15 protein-coding genes and 2 tRNA genes are annotated in these 16,548 nt (G+C 40.4%); 10 read left to right on the top strand and 7 right to left on the bottom strand.

The features are described 5' to 3' along the window. Position 1 precedes the first annotated feature (1 nt). Positions 2 to 631 (top strand): DUF1294 domain-containing protein, encoded by a 630-nt coding sequence (locus EGS47_RS06260; RefSeq protein WP_171455433.1) that lies wholly within the window; start codon positions 2 to 4, stop codon positions 629 to 631. A gap of 32 nt (positions 632 to 663) precedes the next feature. Continuing rightward, positions 664 to 1,059 (top strand): DUF4870 family protein, encoded by a 396-nt coding sequence (locus EGS47_RS06255; RefSeq protein ID WP_005001045.1) that lies wholly within the window; start codon positions 664 to 666, stop codon positions 1,057 to 1,059. A gap of 323 nt (positions 1,060 to 1,382) precedes the next feature. Here the strand turns inward: EGS47_RS06255 and EGS47_RS06250 are convergent, their stop codons facing one another. Further along, positions 1,383 to 1,742: a helix-turn-helix domain-containing protein gene (locus tag EGS47_RS06250; protein WP_125269362.1), complete on the bottom strand. Its 360-nt coding sequence runs from the start codon at positions 1,740 to 1,742 to the stop codon at positions 1,383 to 1,385. A 99-nt stretch (positions 1,743 to 1,841) separates the two neighbouring features. On the opposite strand from EGS47_RS06250, the gene EGS47_RS06245 reads away from it, so the two are divergent. The 4 genes from EGS47_RS06245 (at position 1,842) to EGS47_RS06230 (ending at position 10,863) form a co-directional block, all read left to right on the top strand. Continuing rightward, a complete protein-coding gene (locus EGS47_RS06245; protein ID WP_125269361.1) occupies positions 1,842 to 3,170 on the top strand; it encodes an APC family permease in 1,329 nt (442 codons plus the stop codon). Positions 3,171 to 3,200: 30 nt separating this feature from the next. Next, a complete protein-coding gene (locus EGS47_RS06240) occupies positions 3,201 to 4,619 on the top strand; it encodes an NAD(P)/FAD-dependent oxidoreductase (protein WP_125269360.1) in 1,419 nt (472 codons plus the stop codon). Between the two features lie 147 nt (positions 4,620 to 4,766). Further along, positions 4,767 to 6,464, top strand: a complete 1,698-nt coding sequence (locus EGS47_RS06235) for an ATP-binding cassette domain-containing protein (RefSeq protein WP_125269359.1) — start codon at positions 4,767 to 4,769, stop codon at positions 6,462 to 6,464. A gap of 409 nt (positions 6,465 to 6,873) precedes the next feature. Beyond that, on the top strand, positions 6,874 to 10,863 hold the full coding sequence (locus tag EGS47_RS06230) for a Pls/PosA family non-ribosomal peptide synthetase (protein ID WP_125269358.1): 3,990 nt from the start codon (positions 6,874 to 6,876) through the stop codon (positions 10,861 to 10,863). A 64-nt stretch (positions 10,864 to 10,927) separates the two neighbouring features. On the opposite strand, the gene hisA is transcribed toward EGS47_RS06230, so the two are convergent. From hisA to hisB, 4 genes are all read right to left on the bottom strand, one after another. Further along, complete coding sequence (gene hisA, locus EGS47_RS06225; RefSeq protein WP_125269357.1) at positions 10,928 to 11,659, bottom strand: 1-(5-phosphoribosyl)-5-[(5-phosphoribosylamino)methylideneamino]imidazole-4-carboxamide isomerase; 732 nt, start codon at positions 11,657 to 11,659, stop codon at positions 10,928 to 10,930. Positions 11,660 to 11,791: 132 nt separating this feature from the next. Further along, the gene (locus EGS47_RS06220) at positions 11,792 to 12,307 is read right to left on the bottom strand and encodes a DUF805 domain-containing protein (protein WP_125269356.1); all 516 of its coding nucleotides are present in this window, start codon (positions 12,305 to 12,307) and stop codon (positions 11,792 to 11,794) included. 168 nt (positions 12,308 to 12,475) lie between these two features. Then, complete coding sequence (gene hisH, locus EGS47_RS06215; protein ID WP_004991840.1) at positions 12,476 to 13,093, bottom strand: imidazole glycerol phosphate synthase subunit HisH; 618 nt, start codon at positions 13,091 to 13,093, stop codon at positions 12,476 to 12,478. Continuing rightward, positions 13,093 to 13,686, bottom strand: coding sequence for an imidazoleglycerol-phosphate dehydratase HisB (gene hisB / locus EGS47_RS06210; RefSeq protein WP_004991837.1), 594 nt, complete (start codon positions 13,684 to 13,686; stop codon positions 13,093 to 13,095). The genes hisH and hisB overlap by 1 nt, the downstream gene beginning before the upstream one ends. A 97-nt stretch (positions 13,687 to 13,783) precedes the next feature. Here hisB and EGS47_RS06205 point away from each other — a divergent pair, with 97 nt between their 5' ends. The 4 genes from EGS47_RS06205 to EGS47_RS06190 all read left to right on the top strand — a co-directional run bounded on the left by EGS47_RS06205 (position 13,784) and on the right by EGS47_RS06190 (position 15,406). Beyond that, positions 13,784 to 14,173 carry a GNAT family N-acetyltransferase gene (locus tag EGS47_RS06205; protein WP_004991836.1) on the top strand — a complete coding sequence of 130 codons (390 nt, stop codon included), beginning with the start codon at positions 13,784 to 13,786 and terminating at the stop codon, positions 14,171 to 14,173. Between the two features lie 98 nt (positions 14,174 to 14,271). Further along, positions 14,272 to 14,347, top strand: a tRNA-Phe gene (locus EGS47_RS06200). A gap of 137 nt (positions 14,348 to 14,484) precedes the next feature. Next, positions 14,485 to 14,560: transfer RNA gene (locus EGS47_RS06195), tRNA-Phe, on the top strand. Between the two features lie 117 nt (positions 14,561 to 14,677). Next, entirely contained in the window at positions 14,678 to 15,406 is a 729-nt protein-coding gene (locus tag EGS47_RS06190) for a class I SAM-dependent methyltransferase (RefSeq protein WP_125269355.1), read from the top strand. 143 nt (positions 15,407 to 15,549) lie between these two features. Here EGS47_RS06190 and EGS47_RS06185 read toward each other — a convergent pair whose 3' ends face one another. Both EGS47_RS06185 and EGS47_RS06180 read right to left on the bottom strand, forming a co-directional pair. After that, positions 15,550 to 15,978, bottom strand: a complete 429-nt coding sequence (locus tag EGS47_RS06185) for a hypothetical protein (protein ID WP_004991828.1) — start codon at positions 15,976 to 15,978, stop codon at positions 15,550 to 15,552. Between the two features lie 134 nt (positions 15,979 to 16,112). Beyond that, positions 16,113 to 16,532 (bottom strand): GNAT family acetyltransferase, encoded by a 420-nt coding sequence (locus tag EGS47_RS06180; RefSeq protein ID WP_004991825.1) that lies wholly within the window; start codon positions 16,530 to 16,532, stop codon positions 16,113 to 16,115. Positions 16,533 to 16,548 lie beyond the last annotated feature (16 nt).

The following is a 16,548-nucleotide window of genomic DNA, read 5'->3' as shown; positions in this document are numbered from 1 at the left end:
GATGCGTGATCAAGGACGATTAATTGAATGGTTCGATGAAAAAGGGTACGGTTTTATTCAACCTAATGATGCGGATAAAGACCGTGTTTTTTTACATATCAAGGATTTTGCTCGTTCTGGACCACGGCCAATCGTCGGCTGTGCACTGGAATATCTGGTGATTTTGGATGAGCGAGGACGTTATCGTGCCAAGCAGGTGATTTATTTAAAAGCGGCACAAACTCGCGCTTTAGCTGCAAATAAAAAACGTCCAGTTTCTACCGCTCATACATCTTCACTTAAGCCGATGCAAATTGCAGCACTGGTTTATATTGTCATTGTTGCCATTCTCAGCTTTATACACCTATTACCTGCTTATAGTTTTATCTTTATTGCACTGATGAATGTCTTGAGTTATTGGTTGTATGCGCAAGATAAAGAAGCCGCGCAACTGGGAAATCGGCGTGTGCCTGAACAAACCCTGCATATTATTTCTTTTTTAGGCGGTTGGCCTGCGGCGGGGTTAGCGCAACAAAAATTGCGACATAAAACACAAAAACAACCCTTTAGGAAAATTTATTTTTGTACCATAGTGTTAAATATACTTTTATTACTCTGGCTGATTTCTCCGTTAAATGTAGTACTACGTTAGAGGATCAATACAATAAATCCAAAGGTGTCTCTATGAACAATTCTTTAGAACAACTGCAATCCAATAAAACCTTAACGCTGGTTCTTTATATTTTATACATCGCCGCTATTTTTAGTGCAGGGCTGTTAGCAATCGTGGCCCTCATCATTAATTACGTAAAACGTCGTGATGTTGAAGGGACATGGCTTGCTAGTCACTTTACTTGGCAAATTCGCACATTTTGGTGGTATTTGTTCTGGAACATCATTGCTTTTGTACCGTTCTTCTTTTTATTTTTTACTGGTGATAACGACAATTTATTTGCAGGTGTCGCCTTATCTGCGAGTACTTTCTGCGTAGTTGTGATTGCCGCTGCTTGGATCTGGATTGTCTATCGTGCAATACGCGGCCTAATTGCCTTAAATGATAATAAAGCCATGTATCAATAGTTTAGAATTTGTCATGGTCTAGAGAAGCGAATTGCTTCTCTTTTTTTGCTTAATAATAGTGCAATTTGAACAATACTTGCTCACTTTGCTGCGCTATTTTGAAAACAGTGTTAATAATAACTAAACATTTTTGATTTATAAAATTTACCTTTTAATTTTTATATATTTACTTTTTTAATATTTAAACATTACATTTTTATTTATTTAAATTTACTTTTTTAATTTAAATATTTTACTTTTTTAATAAATTAAATTTACATTTTTAATATTTTAAAATTACAAAAAATCTCTGTTTTTTTTTGTCGCTAAATTTTGTATTTGTTCTAACCATAGAAGCGACCTTTACGACGACGTAGACCCAAAACATGGATTGCACGAACCAAGACCGCATAGGAAACTGAATAGCCAAACTCCTGTTCAAATAAGGGAATTAAATCACTAATATTTTGAAATTTTGTATTTTTTACAAATGTTTGGAATGCATCCCAATCTTTAATATGCGCGGGTGCACCACGTTTTTTGGTGGGTTTTGGGGTCAAACTTCCTGTCTCTTCTTCAAGCTTAATCCATGCATCCAGTGTGACTCTGGAGATGTTGAATTCTTTACAGACAGCAAGCTTGTAGTCGGTTTTTTTGTAGGCTGCAATCGCGGCTTTACGCGTTTCAATCGAGTAGCGTGGCATTTTATTCTCAGATTGGTTCAAAATAATTTTTTTATTATATGGCATAGTTGTTGCAAAAGAATAATCACTGAACATTATTTTATTGCGAGTTACAATAAAATGGAAAATGAGCAATTTCCAACCAAAAAGTTGAGCTTGTGGCAAGTGGTCATTGTCGGCATCGCTTATATGACACCTATGACGGTGTTTGATACTTTTGGCATCGTTTCTGAAACCACTGACGGGCGAGTGCCCTTGGCTTATTTATTGGCGCTGGTGGCCATGTTATTGACTGCGATTAGCTATGCAAGATTTAGTCGTTGTTCAGAACGACCTGGTTCGGCCTATAGCTATACCGCTGAAAGTTGTGGGACAACCGCAGGTTTCTTTGTGGGATGGTGTGCCTTACTGGATTATCTTCTCTTGCCGTTAATTAATGCTTTATTGGCAGGGATTTATTTACATGCCTTGATTCCTGCGATGCCATATTGGTTCTGGGTGATGCTGGCAGCAGCTTTGGTCACATTGGTGAATTGTTTTCGCATCCAGATTTTGGCGAACTTGAGCTTATTGTTTGTTTTTGCGCCGATTGTGCTAATGCTGGTATTTATTTATCTGGTCATTAAAGGAATTGGGACGACCGAAGGCTATGAACATGTGCTTACGCTTACCCCACTTTGGAATGGAGATCCTCAACTGCTTCCATTGATCGCAGGCGCATCAATTTTATGTTTTTCTTTTCTTGGTTTCGATGCAGTCACGACATTGTCGCAGGAAACCGAGCAACCAAAAAAAGTGATTCCTCAAGCAGTGATTTTAACCACGCTGGCAGGTGGTGTTATTTTCATCAGCGCTTCATGGTTTATTCAGTTGTATTTTCCAGATAACACACGTTTTAAGCATCCAAGTGAGGCTTTGCCAGAGATTGTATTGTATGTGGGCGGAGCATTATTTCAGGCGATCTTTTTATGCGGGCAGATTATGAATACGGTGGCTTCAGGTTTGGCAACCCACGCCAGTGCCGCGCGATTGATTCATATTATGGGTAAAGACGGTATTTTCTACAAAAAGATTTTTGGCAGTTTTAATGCCAGATTAGGTACACCACTGTATTCCGTTTTGGTTATTGGCGCAATTTCCATGACTGCCATGTTGCTGGATTTGGCAACGGTGGTCAGTCTGATTAGCTTCGGTGCGCTCATTGCGTTTACTGCGGTTAATTTCTCGGTCTTTATGCATTTTTACATCAAGAAAGGTGAGAACAAAGGCTGGAACAATATTTTTAAAAATCTTGTGCTTCCGATCTTCTCTGTCGCTGCCATTGTCTGTTTGTGGTTTAACCTTGATGCTGCCGCACTGCATTTTGGTTGTGTTTGGCTCAGTCTGGGAATTGCCATTTTTATCTATAAAAAATTGAGAAAGCAAAGTGTTGTGATGAGCAATGCTTAATGAATTTTGGAATGAAAGTGAGTTGAACAAATGAAAAATCTGTTAATGAAACCTGTGCTGTTGAATGATGTGGAATTTAAAGTTAGTCAAGCTATGACAAGTGAGAAAGAGTGGAACTGGATTGCTCCACAACATGGGCATATCGAGCATGCTGCCAATTATTATGAAAGTTCTCTGGCAGATTGGCATCAATTTGAAACTTTACAAACTGATCTTGAGTGTGATGTCTTGGTCATTGGTGGAGGCCTACTCGGTGCATCTACGGCACTACATCTGGCTGAACAAGGCGTTGACACCGTTTTGGTTGAGAAAAATCGGATAGGGAGTGGTGCTTCAGGGCGTAACGGCGGGCAACTTACCCCCGGTCTTGCACGTTGGGAGGCAGAAGAAATGATTGAGCAACTCAGTCATGCTGATGCCAAAAAATTATGGCAGTTTACCTCAACTGAAGCTATGCAGTTGATTGATTCGATTTTGGCGCGTTATCAAATTGATGCGGCACGTAAACATGGGCATATTACCGCAGCAGTACATGAAGGACATTTGGTTGCATTGACACAAGGAGCAGATGCCCGAAAATATCTGGGTGAAAACCATACGCAGGTGGTGGGTAAACATGAACTCTATGAATATGTGAAGTCCGATCGTTATTTTGGGGGATTAGTTGATCGCTTAGGCGGACATATTCATCCTTTAGCGCTCAATCGTGGACTAATTTATGGATTTTGTCAGCAAGGTGGGCAAGTGTATGAACATACCGAAGTGGTCTCGATACAAGAACGGGAAGATGGAGTTTATGTTCAGACTACGACAGGATGCATTAAAGCACGAAAAAGTGTGGTATTGGCCGTGCATCATGCTTCTTTTAAATTACTGGAACAAAAAAATCAAACCACCATTCCATTTTATACCTATGTCTGTACCACTGCACCGCTTAATATTGAATTAAAAAAACTATTGCCACAGGATCATCCTGTATATGACACTCAATTTCAAATTGATTATTACCGTGGAGTTTCTAATAATCGACTCCTTTTTGGTGGACAAGGCACAGGAACTTGCTGGAATGCTGAGAAAACAGCACAATATTTGAAAGGTCGCATACTGCATGTGTTTCCACAATTAGAACAGGTCGAACTCGATTTTGTCTGGAGTGGCACAACTGATTTGACCGTCAACGGTGCAACAGATAGCCGCAAATCAGGGGATAAATTTCCTGTCTATGCCGTACATGGCTGGAGCGGTCATGGTGTAGCGCAAACTGTCCGCATTGGCAAAGCCATTGCAGATGATTTTTGTGGACGGTCAGATGACTTTGAGATGCTGACTCAGATTCAGCATCAAGATATTCTTTGGGGCAGAGCTTTGGCACCTCTAGTTATTCCAATGGCAAAAGGATTTTATGGCGTTGGTGCTGCGATGAATCCAGGCAAAATGGTATCGTTTTAGTCTCAAAACAGGCTTAACTCAGGCAATATGTACTAAAATGTATTGCCTGATCTATGAATATCATCAGGCTATCAAGTGCTGCCAGATGTAAGCTTGTTGTGTTCAGTTATATGCAGAATGAATTGAAAATAATCACTCGCTATCTTTATGAATGTACTGAAACGTTTTGAATGGATAAAGAATTATCGCTTTGCCTGTCAACTTGCGATGCAGCGATATTCACGCCTGAAACTAGATTTTATTCTGATGTTTTTACTGGTAGTCTTCGTTGCGATATTTGGGACCTTGTTTCCCTATCTCATGAAGTTACTGGTCGATCAGGTTGAACAAAATCATCATATTGAAATTGCTCATTTGTTTAGTATAGAAAAACTCTATTTACTGGTGCTGGCTTATGCCGCAGCATGGCTCATGTCGCAATTGCTATCATGGTGTCAAAATTTATTTAGCATGATCATGTCGGTAAACTTTGAGACGGCACTGATGTATTCTGGCGTCGAAAACTTTTTAGCCCTGCAAAAACAACATCAAGATCAAACGGAAATAGGCGCCTTCCTGACCGACTTGCAACGTGGCGCATCGGCGATGAGCGAAATGACTTTTGCTTTTTTTATGTTATTAGGGCCGATTGTATTTCAACTTTTATTTATTTTTGCGGTGTTATTTAAAACGATTAATATCGTGTTTAGTGCATGTTTTGTGGGGACTGCCCTCCTGATTTTTATTGTTTCTATATTAATTAGTAAAAAAAGTAGTGGTTATTTTAATGAAATTTATCAGGGACGTAATTTAATCAATACAGCTATTTTAGAGAAAGTATCTCAAAGCTATGAAATTAAAATTAAACACTCACAAGTTTATGAACAGAATCGTTTAAAACAAAGTTTATCGAGCTATGCAGCTATCGTCAAAAATACCAATCTTCGTATTGGTGGGTTAATGATGATGCAAGTTCTTTTAATTTTTATATTTTTACTCGGATTTATGTTTTACACCGCCTATATTTCCCAGCATCAGCAAATTAGTTCAGGCGATTTTGTCCTGATTAGTACCTATATTATTCAGTTGACTTTGCCTTTTTTAATGGTCTCGCAAAGCCTGATGCGGGTGAATGGCAATATTGTAGCGCTGAAAACTTATCGACAATATTTTGATTTATCGCGCGACCATTATCAGCCTTGGACATCAACGGGGTCTAGCACTTCTGTTTTATATCAATTTGAGGATGCCACACTGAACTTGGGTAAACATGAGATACAGCATTTTAATTTACAGCTAATGGCTGATACTCATTATGCGATTGTCGGTCAGACAGGTCGCGGAAAAACTTCACTTATCAATTATTTAATTGGGATTTCAAAGATTAAATCTGGGCGACTTTATTATCAGGATTTGGATATTTCAAAGCATTTTTCTGAAGAAATTTTTAATCAAGTCAGTTTTGTCGGGCAGCATGCTGTTATTTTTTCTGGCAGTTTAAAAGACAATCTAGTTTATAATAGCCCTTATGATTATACAGGTGCTGAGTTGATAAAATGGCTGGAAAAATTTAAATTAAACTCAATTCTTGAAAAGAACAAAATAACATTAAATGATGATATGGGAGATGTATATAAAAATTTTTCAGGAGGTGAAAAACAGCGAATAAGTATTTTACGTGGAGTTTTAAGGCAACCGCAATTATTGATTTTAGATGAGCCAACCTCAGCATTAGATATCACTACCGCACTGGAAATAATAGAGTTACTAAAAAAACAGGTGAAATCCCTGATTATAGTTTCACATTCGCAGCAATGTATTGATTTAATGGATGACGTGATTGATTTAGATCAGCAGTTTAACTAGATCATTGAAAACAAGGTATGATGATCAAGTGTGATCCATGAGAAATTTGATTAAGATACTAAAAAAATGTCAGATCAAGTAAACCATTCAGATTATTTTGTAATTTAGACTTCATTATTTCTGCTATATTTTTATAAAATCAATATATAACAATTAGTTGAATATTATTTTTAATCATTGACTGCTAAAAAATAAATCCGATAGGAAAGTTTTTTTAATTATTTATTAAGCAATTCTACCTAGCATCAACAGGAAAACAATAAGCCTGAATAAAAAAATCAGTTTTAGGTCATTGTTTGAATTTTATATGTTTCTGATGAACTGCATATAAATACAAGAGTTTTATCCTGAGTTTTTATTAAGTAAGTATTTGGGATAAATAACGCGATGGCGAACATCTGGACATCCTATGAATGCAATTATTCATACCCTCTCTGTGATTCGTGGTGATCAACGACCAGAGTTTATTCGAACTGAAGTTCTTTCAGACATTTTAGACCATACAGCAGAGCAATATCCGACCCATATTGCCCTGATTGATCATGAGCGAAAGATCAGTTATGCCGAGTTACAACAGCAAGTCGATCAAATTGCACAGCAGCTGATCCAGCGTGGTGTCAAAGCAGGTGATCGCGTGGGACTATGGTTACCACGTGGAGCAGATTTACTGATTGCTCAAGCGGGGATCAGTAAAGCAGGTGCTGCATGGCTTCCCTTTGATATGGATGTTCCTGTCGATCGTATTCAGGTCTGTCTGGATGATGCCAAAGCCGTGGGGATTGTCACCAGTCAGGAATGGGCGGGTTTACTGGCACAACTGCAACAAACTGTATGGACTGCGGATGAACTGAATCAGCCAACACAACATCCGATAATTCAGCAACGTGCTGCACTGGATGATGCGGCTTATATCATTTATACCTCTGGTTCAACTGGCAAACCGAAAGGGATTGTAATCGAGCAGCGCAATATTTGTCACTTTCTGCGTTCAGAAAATTCAGTCTTAGGCGTACGTCACCAAGATAAAGTCTATCAGGGCTTTTCTGTCGCTTTTGATATGTCGTTTGAAGAAGTCTGGATTTCTTATTTGGTCGGTGCCACAATCTGGATTGCACCCAAAGATCTGGTGACTGATCCTGAGCGTCTTTGTAAAACCCTTCAACAAGAAAATATTACTGTTTTACATGCCGTGCCAACCTTATTGGCGCTATTTCCAGAAGATGTACCAAATTTAAGAATCATCAATCTGGGCGGTGAAATGTGTCCCGAAGCTTTGGTGGCGCGTTGGGATTTACCACATCATCAGATTTTTAATACCTATGGTCCGACAGAAACAACTGTAACGTCCAGTTTGGCACGTGTCTATGCTAATGAACCTGTGACTATTGGCGTTCCCTTGCCGAATTACGGCATGCTGGTTCTAAATGATCAGCTTGAGCTTTTAGCGCAGGGTGAGGTCGGGGAGCTTTGTGTGTTTGGTCCAAGCGTGGGACGAGAATATTTAGGACGTCCAGAACTTACCGCTGAAAAATTCATTGATAATCAATGGGCGCAAAACGAGCACGAACTTAAACTGTATCGTACAGGCGATTTGGCACGACTTGATGAAAATGGTCAAATCCAGTGTTTGGGTCGTGCTGATGATCAGGTCAAGATTCGTGGTTTCCGTGTTGAACTAGGTGAAATTGAAGCCGCTTTGTGTGATTTAAATGGAATCGGTACAGCGGCTGTGGTGTTGCGCCGTGATGACGAAATGGATCAACTGGTCGCTTTTATCGTGCTTGATCAAGAGGCTAAAAGCCAGATTCAGGTGAAAGATATTCGGACATATTTAAAGTCCAGATTGCCAGCGTACATGGTTCCCAACCGTTTTGAAATTGTTGAACAAGTTCCACGTTTATTGTCTGGAAAAATTGACCGAAATGCATTGCGTAAAATTGAGTTGACGACTTCTATAGATAAAGAAGTTTCAGACGAACCGCAAAATGAAGCAGAAAGTATTTTATTTGCTATTTTACAGAAATTATTTCCAAATCAGGCGATTCGCCTCAGTGCCGATTTCTTCGATGATTTGGGTGGACATTCACTTTTGGCTGCTGTATTGACGTCTGAGCTACGTGAATATCCTGAATATGCGCAAATCACGATCCAAAATATTTACCAAAATCGTAAAGTTGGTGCGATTAGCCAGTTTATGTTGGCTCAGACCAAGCAACAGCAAATGCGTGAAGTGAATAGCTATGAGGTAAATAGCCTGCATCGTGTGCTTTGTGGCGTGGCGCAGCTTGTGGTCATCCCTGTATTGATTGCGCTGACCATTTTACAATGGCTTGCTCCATTTTTTAGTTATCACTATTTTACGGGTAGCCCGAGCGATAGTATTCCGCATGCAATTGCGATTTCACTGGGCGTATATGTACTGAGTATGATTGCCAGTTTTGCGCTTTCAATTGTAGGTAATCGCTTATTGTTAAGGGGGGTTAAAGCGGGTGAATATCCACTCTGGAGTAGAACTTATTTTAGATGGTGGCTGGCAGATCGGTTGACCAACATTGCGCCTGTTTATTTATTGGCGGGGTCAAGTCTAAATCGTCTGTATTTGCGTGCTTTGGGCGCTAAAATTGGTCAGAACGTGCATATCGGTTCAGTCTTTATCCGCATGCCAGCCTTGCTGCAAATCGATGATGGTGTCAGTGTTGGTTCACATGTCAATCTGGAAAATGCCAAAGTCGAGCAAGGTCATCTGGTTTTAGGTCGCATACATTTAAAACAGGAAAGTTATGTCGGGTCTTATAGTGTTTTGGAAGAAAATACCTGTCTTGAAGATTATGCCCATTTAAAAGCTTTATCGGCATTGCCAAATGGTCAAACTATTCCTGCACATGAAATCTGGGATGGCGCACCTGCAAAATATCATAACCGTATTGATGTAGCGCAATTATTGCCGCGTGAAAAAGTAAGTACTCTACGTAAAATGTGGGAAGCTGCTTACTATGCAGTGAGTGCGATACTGATTTCCTGTTTGTTTTTTATCCCGATCTTTCCTAATTTTATTTTGGTCGATTGGCTCGATGTCAAATATTTTAGTGACTGGGCAAGCAGCAATAGTGCGATTACTGCCTTACATTATTTCTTGCTTGCCATTCCTGCCAGCGTATTGATGATTATCGCTACAGCATTATTCGCGGCATTGGTGCGTAAAATCCTGTTACCAAGTCTCAAAGCTGGAACCTATTCGTTGCATAGCTCGACTTATTATCGTAAATGGTTTGCTACTCAAATTTTGGAAACCAGTTTGCAAACTTTGCATGGATTGTTTGCGACGGTTTATGCGCCTGCATGGTTTCGTTTGCTGGGTGCCAAAGTGGGGAAAGACAGTGAAGTTTCAACCGCCACAGGTGTGATCCCTGAGTTACTCACATTGGGCGATGAAAGTTTTATTGCCGATGCGGTGATGCTAGGTGATGAAGAAATTACTCGTGGCTGGATGATTTTACAGCCGACAACAATCGGTCGTCGTAGCTTTGTCGGAAATAGCGCTTATATTGCTGATGGTACAGATTTGCCTGATGGGGTATTGATTGGTGTTCAATCAAAAATTCCTGAAAAAGATCAATTACAAAGTGGTGAAACATGGTTTGGTTCACCTGCGTTGCGCCTGCCTGCACGTGAAACGGTTGCGGATTTTCCTGAACATTTGACCTTTAAACCTAGTATTGCACGACGGATGATGCGTGGTTTTATTGAAGGTTTGCGTATTGTGCTACCTTCTGCGTTTGCAATTGGTGTTGGTTATATGATCGTTTTATCTGTAATCAATACGGTGGTTACAAAAGGCTGGCTCTATGGCTTACTGGCTTTAACCTTATCAGGTATTGCTTATGGTATTGTCAGTTTTCTTCTCATCGTGGTCTTAAAATGGGCGTTGATTGGTCGTTATAAAACCCGTTCAGCACCCATGTGGACGATGTTTGTCTGGGTCAGTGAAGGTATTACCAGTTTATATGAATCGATTGCCATTCAGAACTGTCTCAACTATGTACGTGGTACGCCGTTTTTGCCAATGTTATTGCGCTTACTGGGGGTCAAAGTCGGTAAAAATGTATATCTGGATACTGCCGATATCACCGAGTTCGATTGCGTGAGTATTGGAGATAACAGTGAACTGAATAGTTTTAGTGGCCCTCAAACACATTTATTTGAAGATCGAATCATGAAAATTGGAGAGGTGAAAATTGGCAGCCATGTCACCGTCCATTGTCGGAGTATCGTGCTCTATAATGCTGAAGTTGCCGATCAAACGCTACTTGGACCGCTGACACTGGTCATGAAAGGTGAAAAAATTCCAACTCAATCCGCTTGGATCGGTTCGCCTGCACAACCATGGGTGGCTGGCTAATACGGGTCTGAATTGCAGCATAAAAATGGGCGAATGAATCGCCCATTTTTATGTCTACTCTTTTTTACAGCGCTTGTTCATCCAATAAAAGCTGCGCTTCACGTAGGCTTAATGTCCCTTCATAAATGGCACGGCCGGTGATCGCCCCCAAAATACCAGACTGGCCTTTGAGTAAACGGACATCTTCAAGATTGGTCACACCACCAGAAGCAATCACAGGAAGCCCTGAATATTGAGCCAAATTCACAGTTTGCTCGACATTGACCCCTTGCATCATGCCGTCACGGGCAATATCGGTATACACGATGCTAGAGACACCCGCATCGGCAAAACGTTTAGCCAAATCTGTGGCTTTGACATCGGTCACATTGGCCCAGCCGTCTGTTGCTACAAAACCATCTTTGGCATCAATCCCGACGATAATATGACCGCCAAATTGTTTGCATGCTTCTTCTACAAACGCAGGATCTTGAACGGCTTTGGTTCCAATAATGACAAAAGATACGCCAGCATCCAGATAATGCTCGATGGTCTCAAGCGAGCGAATACCACCACCAATCTGAATTGGTAGTTCAGGTTGCGCTCTAGCAATCGCTTCGACCACAGGTTTATGAATCGGCGTACCCGCAAAAGCACCGTTTAAATCAACCAAATGCAAACGACGCGCGCCTTCATTGACCCAATGTTGAGCAGTTGCGACAGGATCATCTGAAAAAACCGTATCATCTTCCATACGGCCTTGTTTTAAACGGACACACTTACCATCTTTCAGGTCAATTGCAGGGATGATCAGCATGCTTTCGCTCCTTGCTTCATCTGGGAAAATAAAAATTGCCTCATCTTAGCAAACTCTATCGCAATTGCTAAGTCAACAGAATGAAGATTTCGTTTTAATCTGGATGATTTTGTTTGGAGAGTCGCTGTTGTGCTATTGCAGATAAGTTTGATAGGTCGGAATGAGCAGAACGCTTAAAAGCCCAATCATCAGACTCACTGGAACAAGAATAATATAAATCCAGCCAAAGAATCGTTCCCACTTACAGGTATAGCGTGTTGGGCCAAAATCGTTGAGACGCGTATTGCCTTTGGCACAGAGTAAATAGGCCATAAACACAATATTGATGAGCGGAACCATATAAAGTAAAGATAACCAGCCACTTTGATTACAATCATGTAAGCGGCGAATCATAAAAATAAAATGATAATAAACAAAAATCGCAGTCAGCGTGCCTATAGAACAAATCATAAACAGGATGGTTTGATTTGAATAGCTACTTTGTTTTTCGCTCATTTGAATCAGACCAAAACCAATGGTACTACATGCGATTAGAAAAAAAAGACTTCCCAGTAAACTCCAAGCTGCAAATGATAAGCGACCAAAACGACCTTCGGGGCGTAATGGCGAATCATTGGCGAGACAAGTACCCTGAACTGAAGAGCGCATCTTATTTTCCCTGAAACGTTCAACTATTTTGAATAAGGCAGTTTTGAGATCAAGTCTAAAGTATAAAAGAAAAATGAAAGATAAATTGTAATATTTATATTTTTTGTGATGGATTTAAAAGATCAAGTCAATTTTGACTTGATCTAGTGTGAGTGTGCAGACGTTGCTTTAAATTTTCCATTCCACAAAGTTTTTTAACAGCTGTAAGCCTGCTGTATGACTTTTTTCAGGATGGAATTGGGTCGCAAACAAGTTGTCTTGATGAATGGCGGTACAAAATGGCAGCCCATAATCACAGGTTGCGGCAACTAATTCACTTTGCTGTGGTTCAACATAATAACTATGCACAAAATAAAAACGTGCATCCTGTTCGATCTTATTCCACATAGGATGAGATGGATCGGCTTGATGAACCTGATTCCAACCCATATGCGGCACTTTTAAACCTTCGATTTCAGGAAAATGTTTGACCTGACCTGCAAAGATTCCAAGCGCATCAGTTCCGCCATTTTCTTCAGAACGTTGCATAAGCGCTTGCATACCGACACAAATGGCTAAAACAGGTTTATTAAAAGCAGCTTGACGCACGACTTCATCAATTCCAGCCTCATGCATGCCTTGCATACAATCCCGCATGGCGCCAACCCCAGGAAAAACAATTTTATCTGCTTGCGCAATCAGTTTTGGGTCATTGGTCACATCGACCGTTGCTCCCACATGTTCAAGTGCTTTGGCTGCCGAATGAAGATTTCCCATGCCATAATCAAGTAAAGCAACACGAGTCATTACAGACTCCCTTTGGTCGAAGCAATGGTTCCTGATGCACGTGGATCAACTTCACAGGCCATACGAAGTGCGCGGGCAAATGCTTTAAACACACTTTCGATCTGATGGTGGCTGTTTTTGCCTTTCAGATTATCAATATGTAAAGTCATCAGCGCATGGTTAACGAAGCCCTGAAAAAATTCAGAAAATAAGTCGACATCAAAACTTCCAATGCGTGCGCGGGTAAATGGAATATCCATAAATAAACCTGGACGACCAGATAAATCCACTACGACACGAGAAAGTGATTCATCTAATGGCGCATAGAAATGACCATAACGGCGCAAACCTTTTTTATCAGCTAATGCCTGTGCAAATGCTTGACCCAGCGTAATTCCGCAATCTTCAACAGTATGGTGATCATCAATTTCAAGATCGCCATCACAGTGAATATCAATATCAAATAAACCATGACGCTTGATTTGATCAATCATATGGTCTAAAAATGGAACTCCAGTGTTCAGTGTACCCTGACCAGAACCATCAAGATTCAAACGAACCCGGATTTTGGTCTCATTGGTATTTCTTACCACTTCACTGATACGCTCTGTCATGGACACGTTCCTCAAAAAACGTTAAAAATGATGAATATAAAGCTCAATTCGCTGTGACAAAAGTGACAGCACACAGATTGCTCAGGAGGGTTAATCCATGCCTATAACCGTACATGCTTATACTTCACTTGAAAACGAAGAAATGCGCAGCCAGCTTGAGCGACTGTATGACACAAGTCCTGAATTTGGCGATGGGCAAGATGCGGTCGAGCAGCTAGAACAAAATCTGGCGCAGTATACCACAGTCTATACCGCTGAATTTAACACCAAGATTATAGGTGCAATCTGGTGTACAGGACAAGGTGAAAGCAAGATTCTGGAATATATTGTTGTACATCCTGCCAATCGGGGGCGAGGCGTTGCGGAACGTCTGGTGAGTGAAGTTTGCCGTATGGAAGAGGAAAAAGGAGTTAAATTTTTTGAACCAGGTTGTGGGGCGATTCATCGTTGTCTGGCGCATATCGGTAAATTATCGGTTCAGGGATAATTTTTGCGAAAATACTGCTTTAAATTTAAACGTTCAGGCAAAAAATGCAGGCTGTATCTTGACTGAGGCGGTCGAACATTGTTTAATACGCCCACATCGGCGCGATAGCTCAGTCGGTAGAGCAACGGATTGAAAATCCGTGTGTCGGCAGTTCGATCCTGCCTCACGCCACCATATTTAAAAAACCAAATTTGTGTTTTCGATCCCTGATCCCATCAGGGATTTTTTTTGGGCAAAAAAAAGACATTTGATGAAAAAGATGCTGATTTTGATTGACTAATTGCCTGAGATACGGCTTAATACACGCCATCGGCGCGATAGCTCAGTCGGTAGAGCAACGGATTGAAAATCCGTGTGTCGGCAGTTCGATCCTGCCTCACGCCACCATATTCAAAAAAGCCCTAGACATTGTTTAGGGCTTTTTTATTGTCTGACAATTTTAGTGATGTGCTTTAATTTTTATTTTATAGTCAAGTATAAGCATCTAAAATCAAGGAGCGGAGGATGAAAGATTTATTCTCAGCCCAAAGTCAGCTTTATCAACAGGCACGGCCAACTTATCCACAGGCGTTGGTTCAAGAGCTGCTTAAACATGTGCCTGCATGCGACTTTGCATGGGATTGCGGTGCGGGATCAGGTCAGTTCACCCAACTTTTAGCGCCTTATTTTGAGCAAATTGTGGCAACAGATTTAAGTGCCAATCAATTGCAACACGCCCCTTATTTTGAAAATGTTAGTTATCAGGTACAGACGGCAGAACAGGCTCGTTTTCCAGCGCAATGTTTTGATTTCATCAGCGTCGCCCAAGCGATTCACTGGTTTGATTTTGATGCCTTTTATGCGCAAGTCAAACGAACTTTAAAACCCGAGGGTATATTTGCTGTATTGGGTTATGGTTTGATTCAGGTCGATCATACGCAACTCAACGACGCGATTCAGTATTTATATCGGGTCATCCTCAAAGATTACTGGGATGCTGAACGTCATTATGTGGATGAGCAGTATCAGACCATTCCGTTTCCATTTAAGGAAATTGCCATGCCTGATTTCAAAATTCAGTTAGCGTGGTCTTCTGAACAATTGATTGATTATTTGTACACGTGGTCGGCAATCAAACATTATATCCAGCAAAATGATGCAGATCCTTTAAATCGAATACGAGCCTTGTGTTCATCCGATCAAAATTTTCAAATTGAGTTTCCTATTTTGTTAAGAGTAGGAAAGCTCGGATAATCAATAGTAAAACAATGATGTATAGCCGCTTCTGACATGACGATACTGCGATAACAGTCAAATCTAAGACATAAAAAAAGCCAGATCATTGAGATCTGGCGCTGAAAACTCATCATTCTTATGATTTTCGAGATTTTTAAAATTTAAATTTTACATTTTTTACTTTTTTGATAAGTCTCGATATTTTCAATATTAGTTTGAGCCTTATTTTTCAGGGCTTGCTGTAGTTTTAGATTGTTTTCATCTGAAGTGTCTTCTGAACCAGCCAAATTGTTTGCCATATCTTTGGCTTTAGCTGCATGTTCAGATTTTCCACCAAAAGCACTGAGCGCTCCACCTGCAACACCCGCCCATTTACTGATGGTTTTGTTTGGCGTATCCGTTTGAATGTTGGTGATGTTTCTTTCAGCGGCTGCAAGCTCTCGTTTGGCATTGGCTTTTTCAACACTTAGATCAGTACAGCTTAATGCTTTCAGTTCTGTCGTGGTAAATGGTTTGGTATTTACTTCAGCCTGAACAAAATTGGATGCAGTAAGAGCAAGCATCGCACAACCTAATAGTTTTATCTTCATTGTTTGAATCCCCCTGATGAATCATCATTCAGATTCAATTTTAATCAGACTATTGCTAGATTAATTGTCATATCATCGATATTTATTTGGCATTTAAACCTTGAGGACTCTCATTGCACTAAAGCGAATCTTATTTAGTCTTGAATTAGACGTTTGCCCATACACACCACATCTACTTCTTCATAACCGAGTTCTTCGTAGAAAGTTTGGACATCAAGATTATCCTGACGAACCAATAATTGAAGTTTAGGGCAACCGCGTGCAATGAGACGTTTTTCCAACTGTTGAACCAATGCAGTCGCAATACCTAAACGCTGATGTTGCGGATGTACTGCCAAATAATTCATCCAGCCACGATGTCCGTCATAACCCCCCATTAATACAGCAATTAGTTGTTCATCTTTTATGGCCACTAAAAATAGATCATCCTGCTGAACCAGTTTACGAAAAATATCCAGCTCGGGATTGTTCCATGGGCGAGTCAGCCCACAAATTTCCCAAAGATGAATCACGTCATCTAGATCGGACTGAATAAACTGGCGAATCATAAACATGGAATTTTCTACTTGT

Source organism: Acinetobacter sp. FDAARGOS_515 (assembly GCF_003938865.1).
Lineage (GTDB): Bacteria > Pseudomonadota > Gammaproteobacteria > Pseudomonadales > Moraxellaceae > Acinetobacter > Acinetobacter ursingii.
This window is presented reverse-complemented; position numbering and strand designations above follow the sequence as displayed.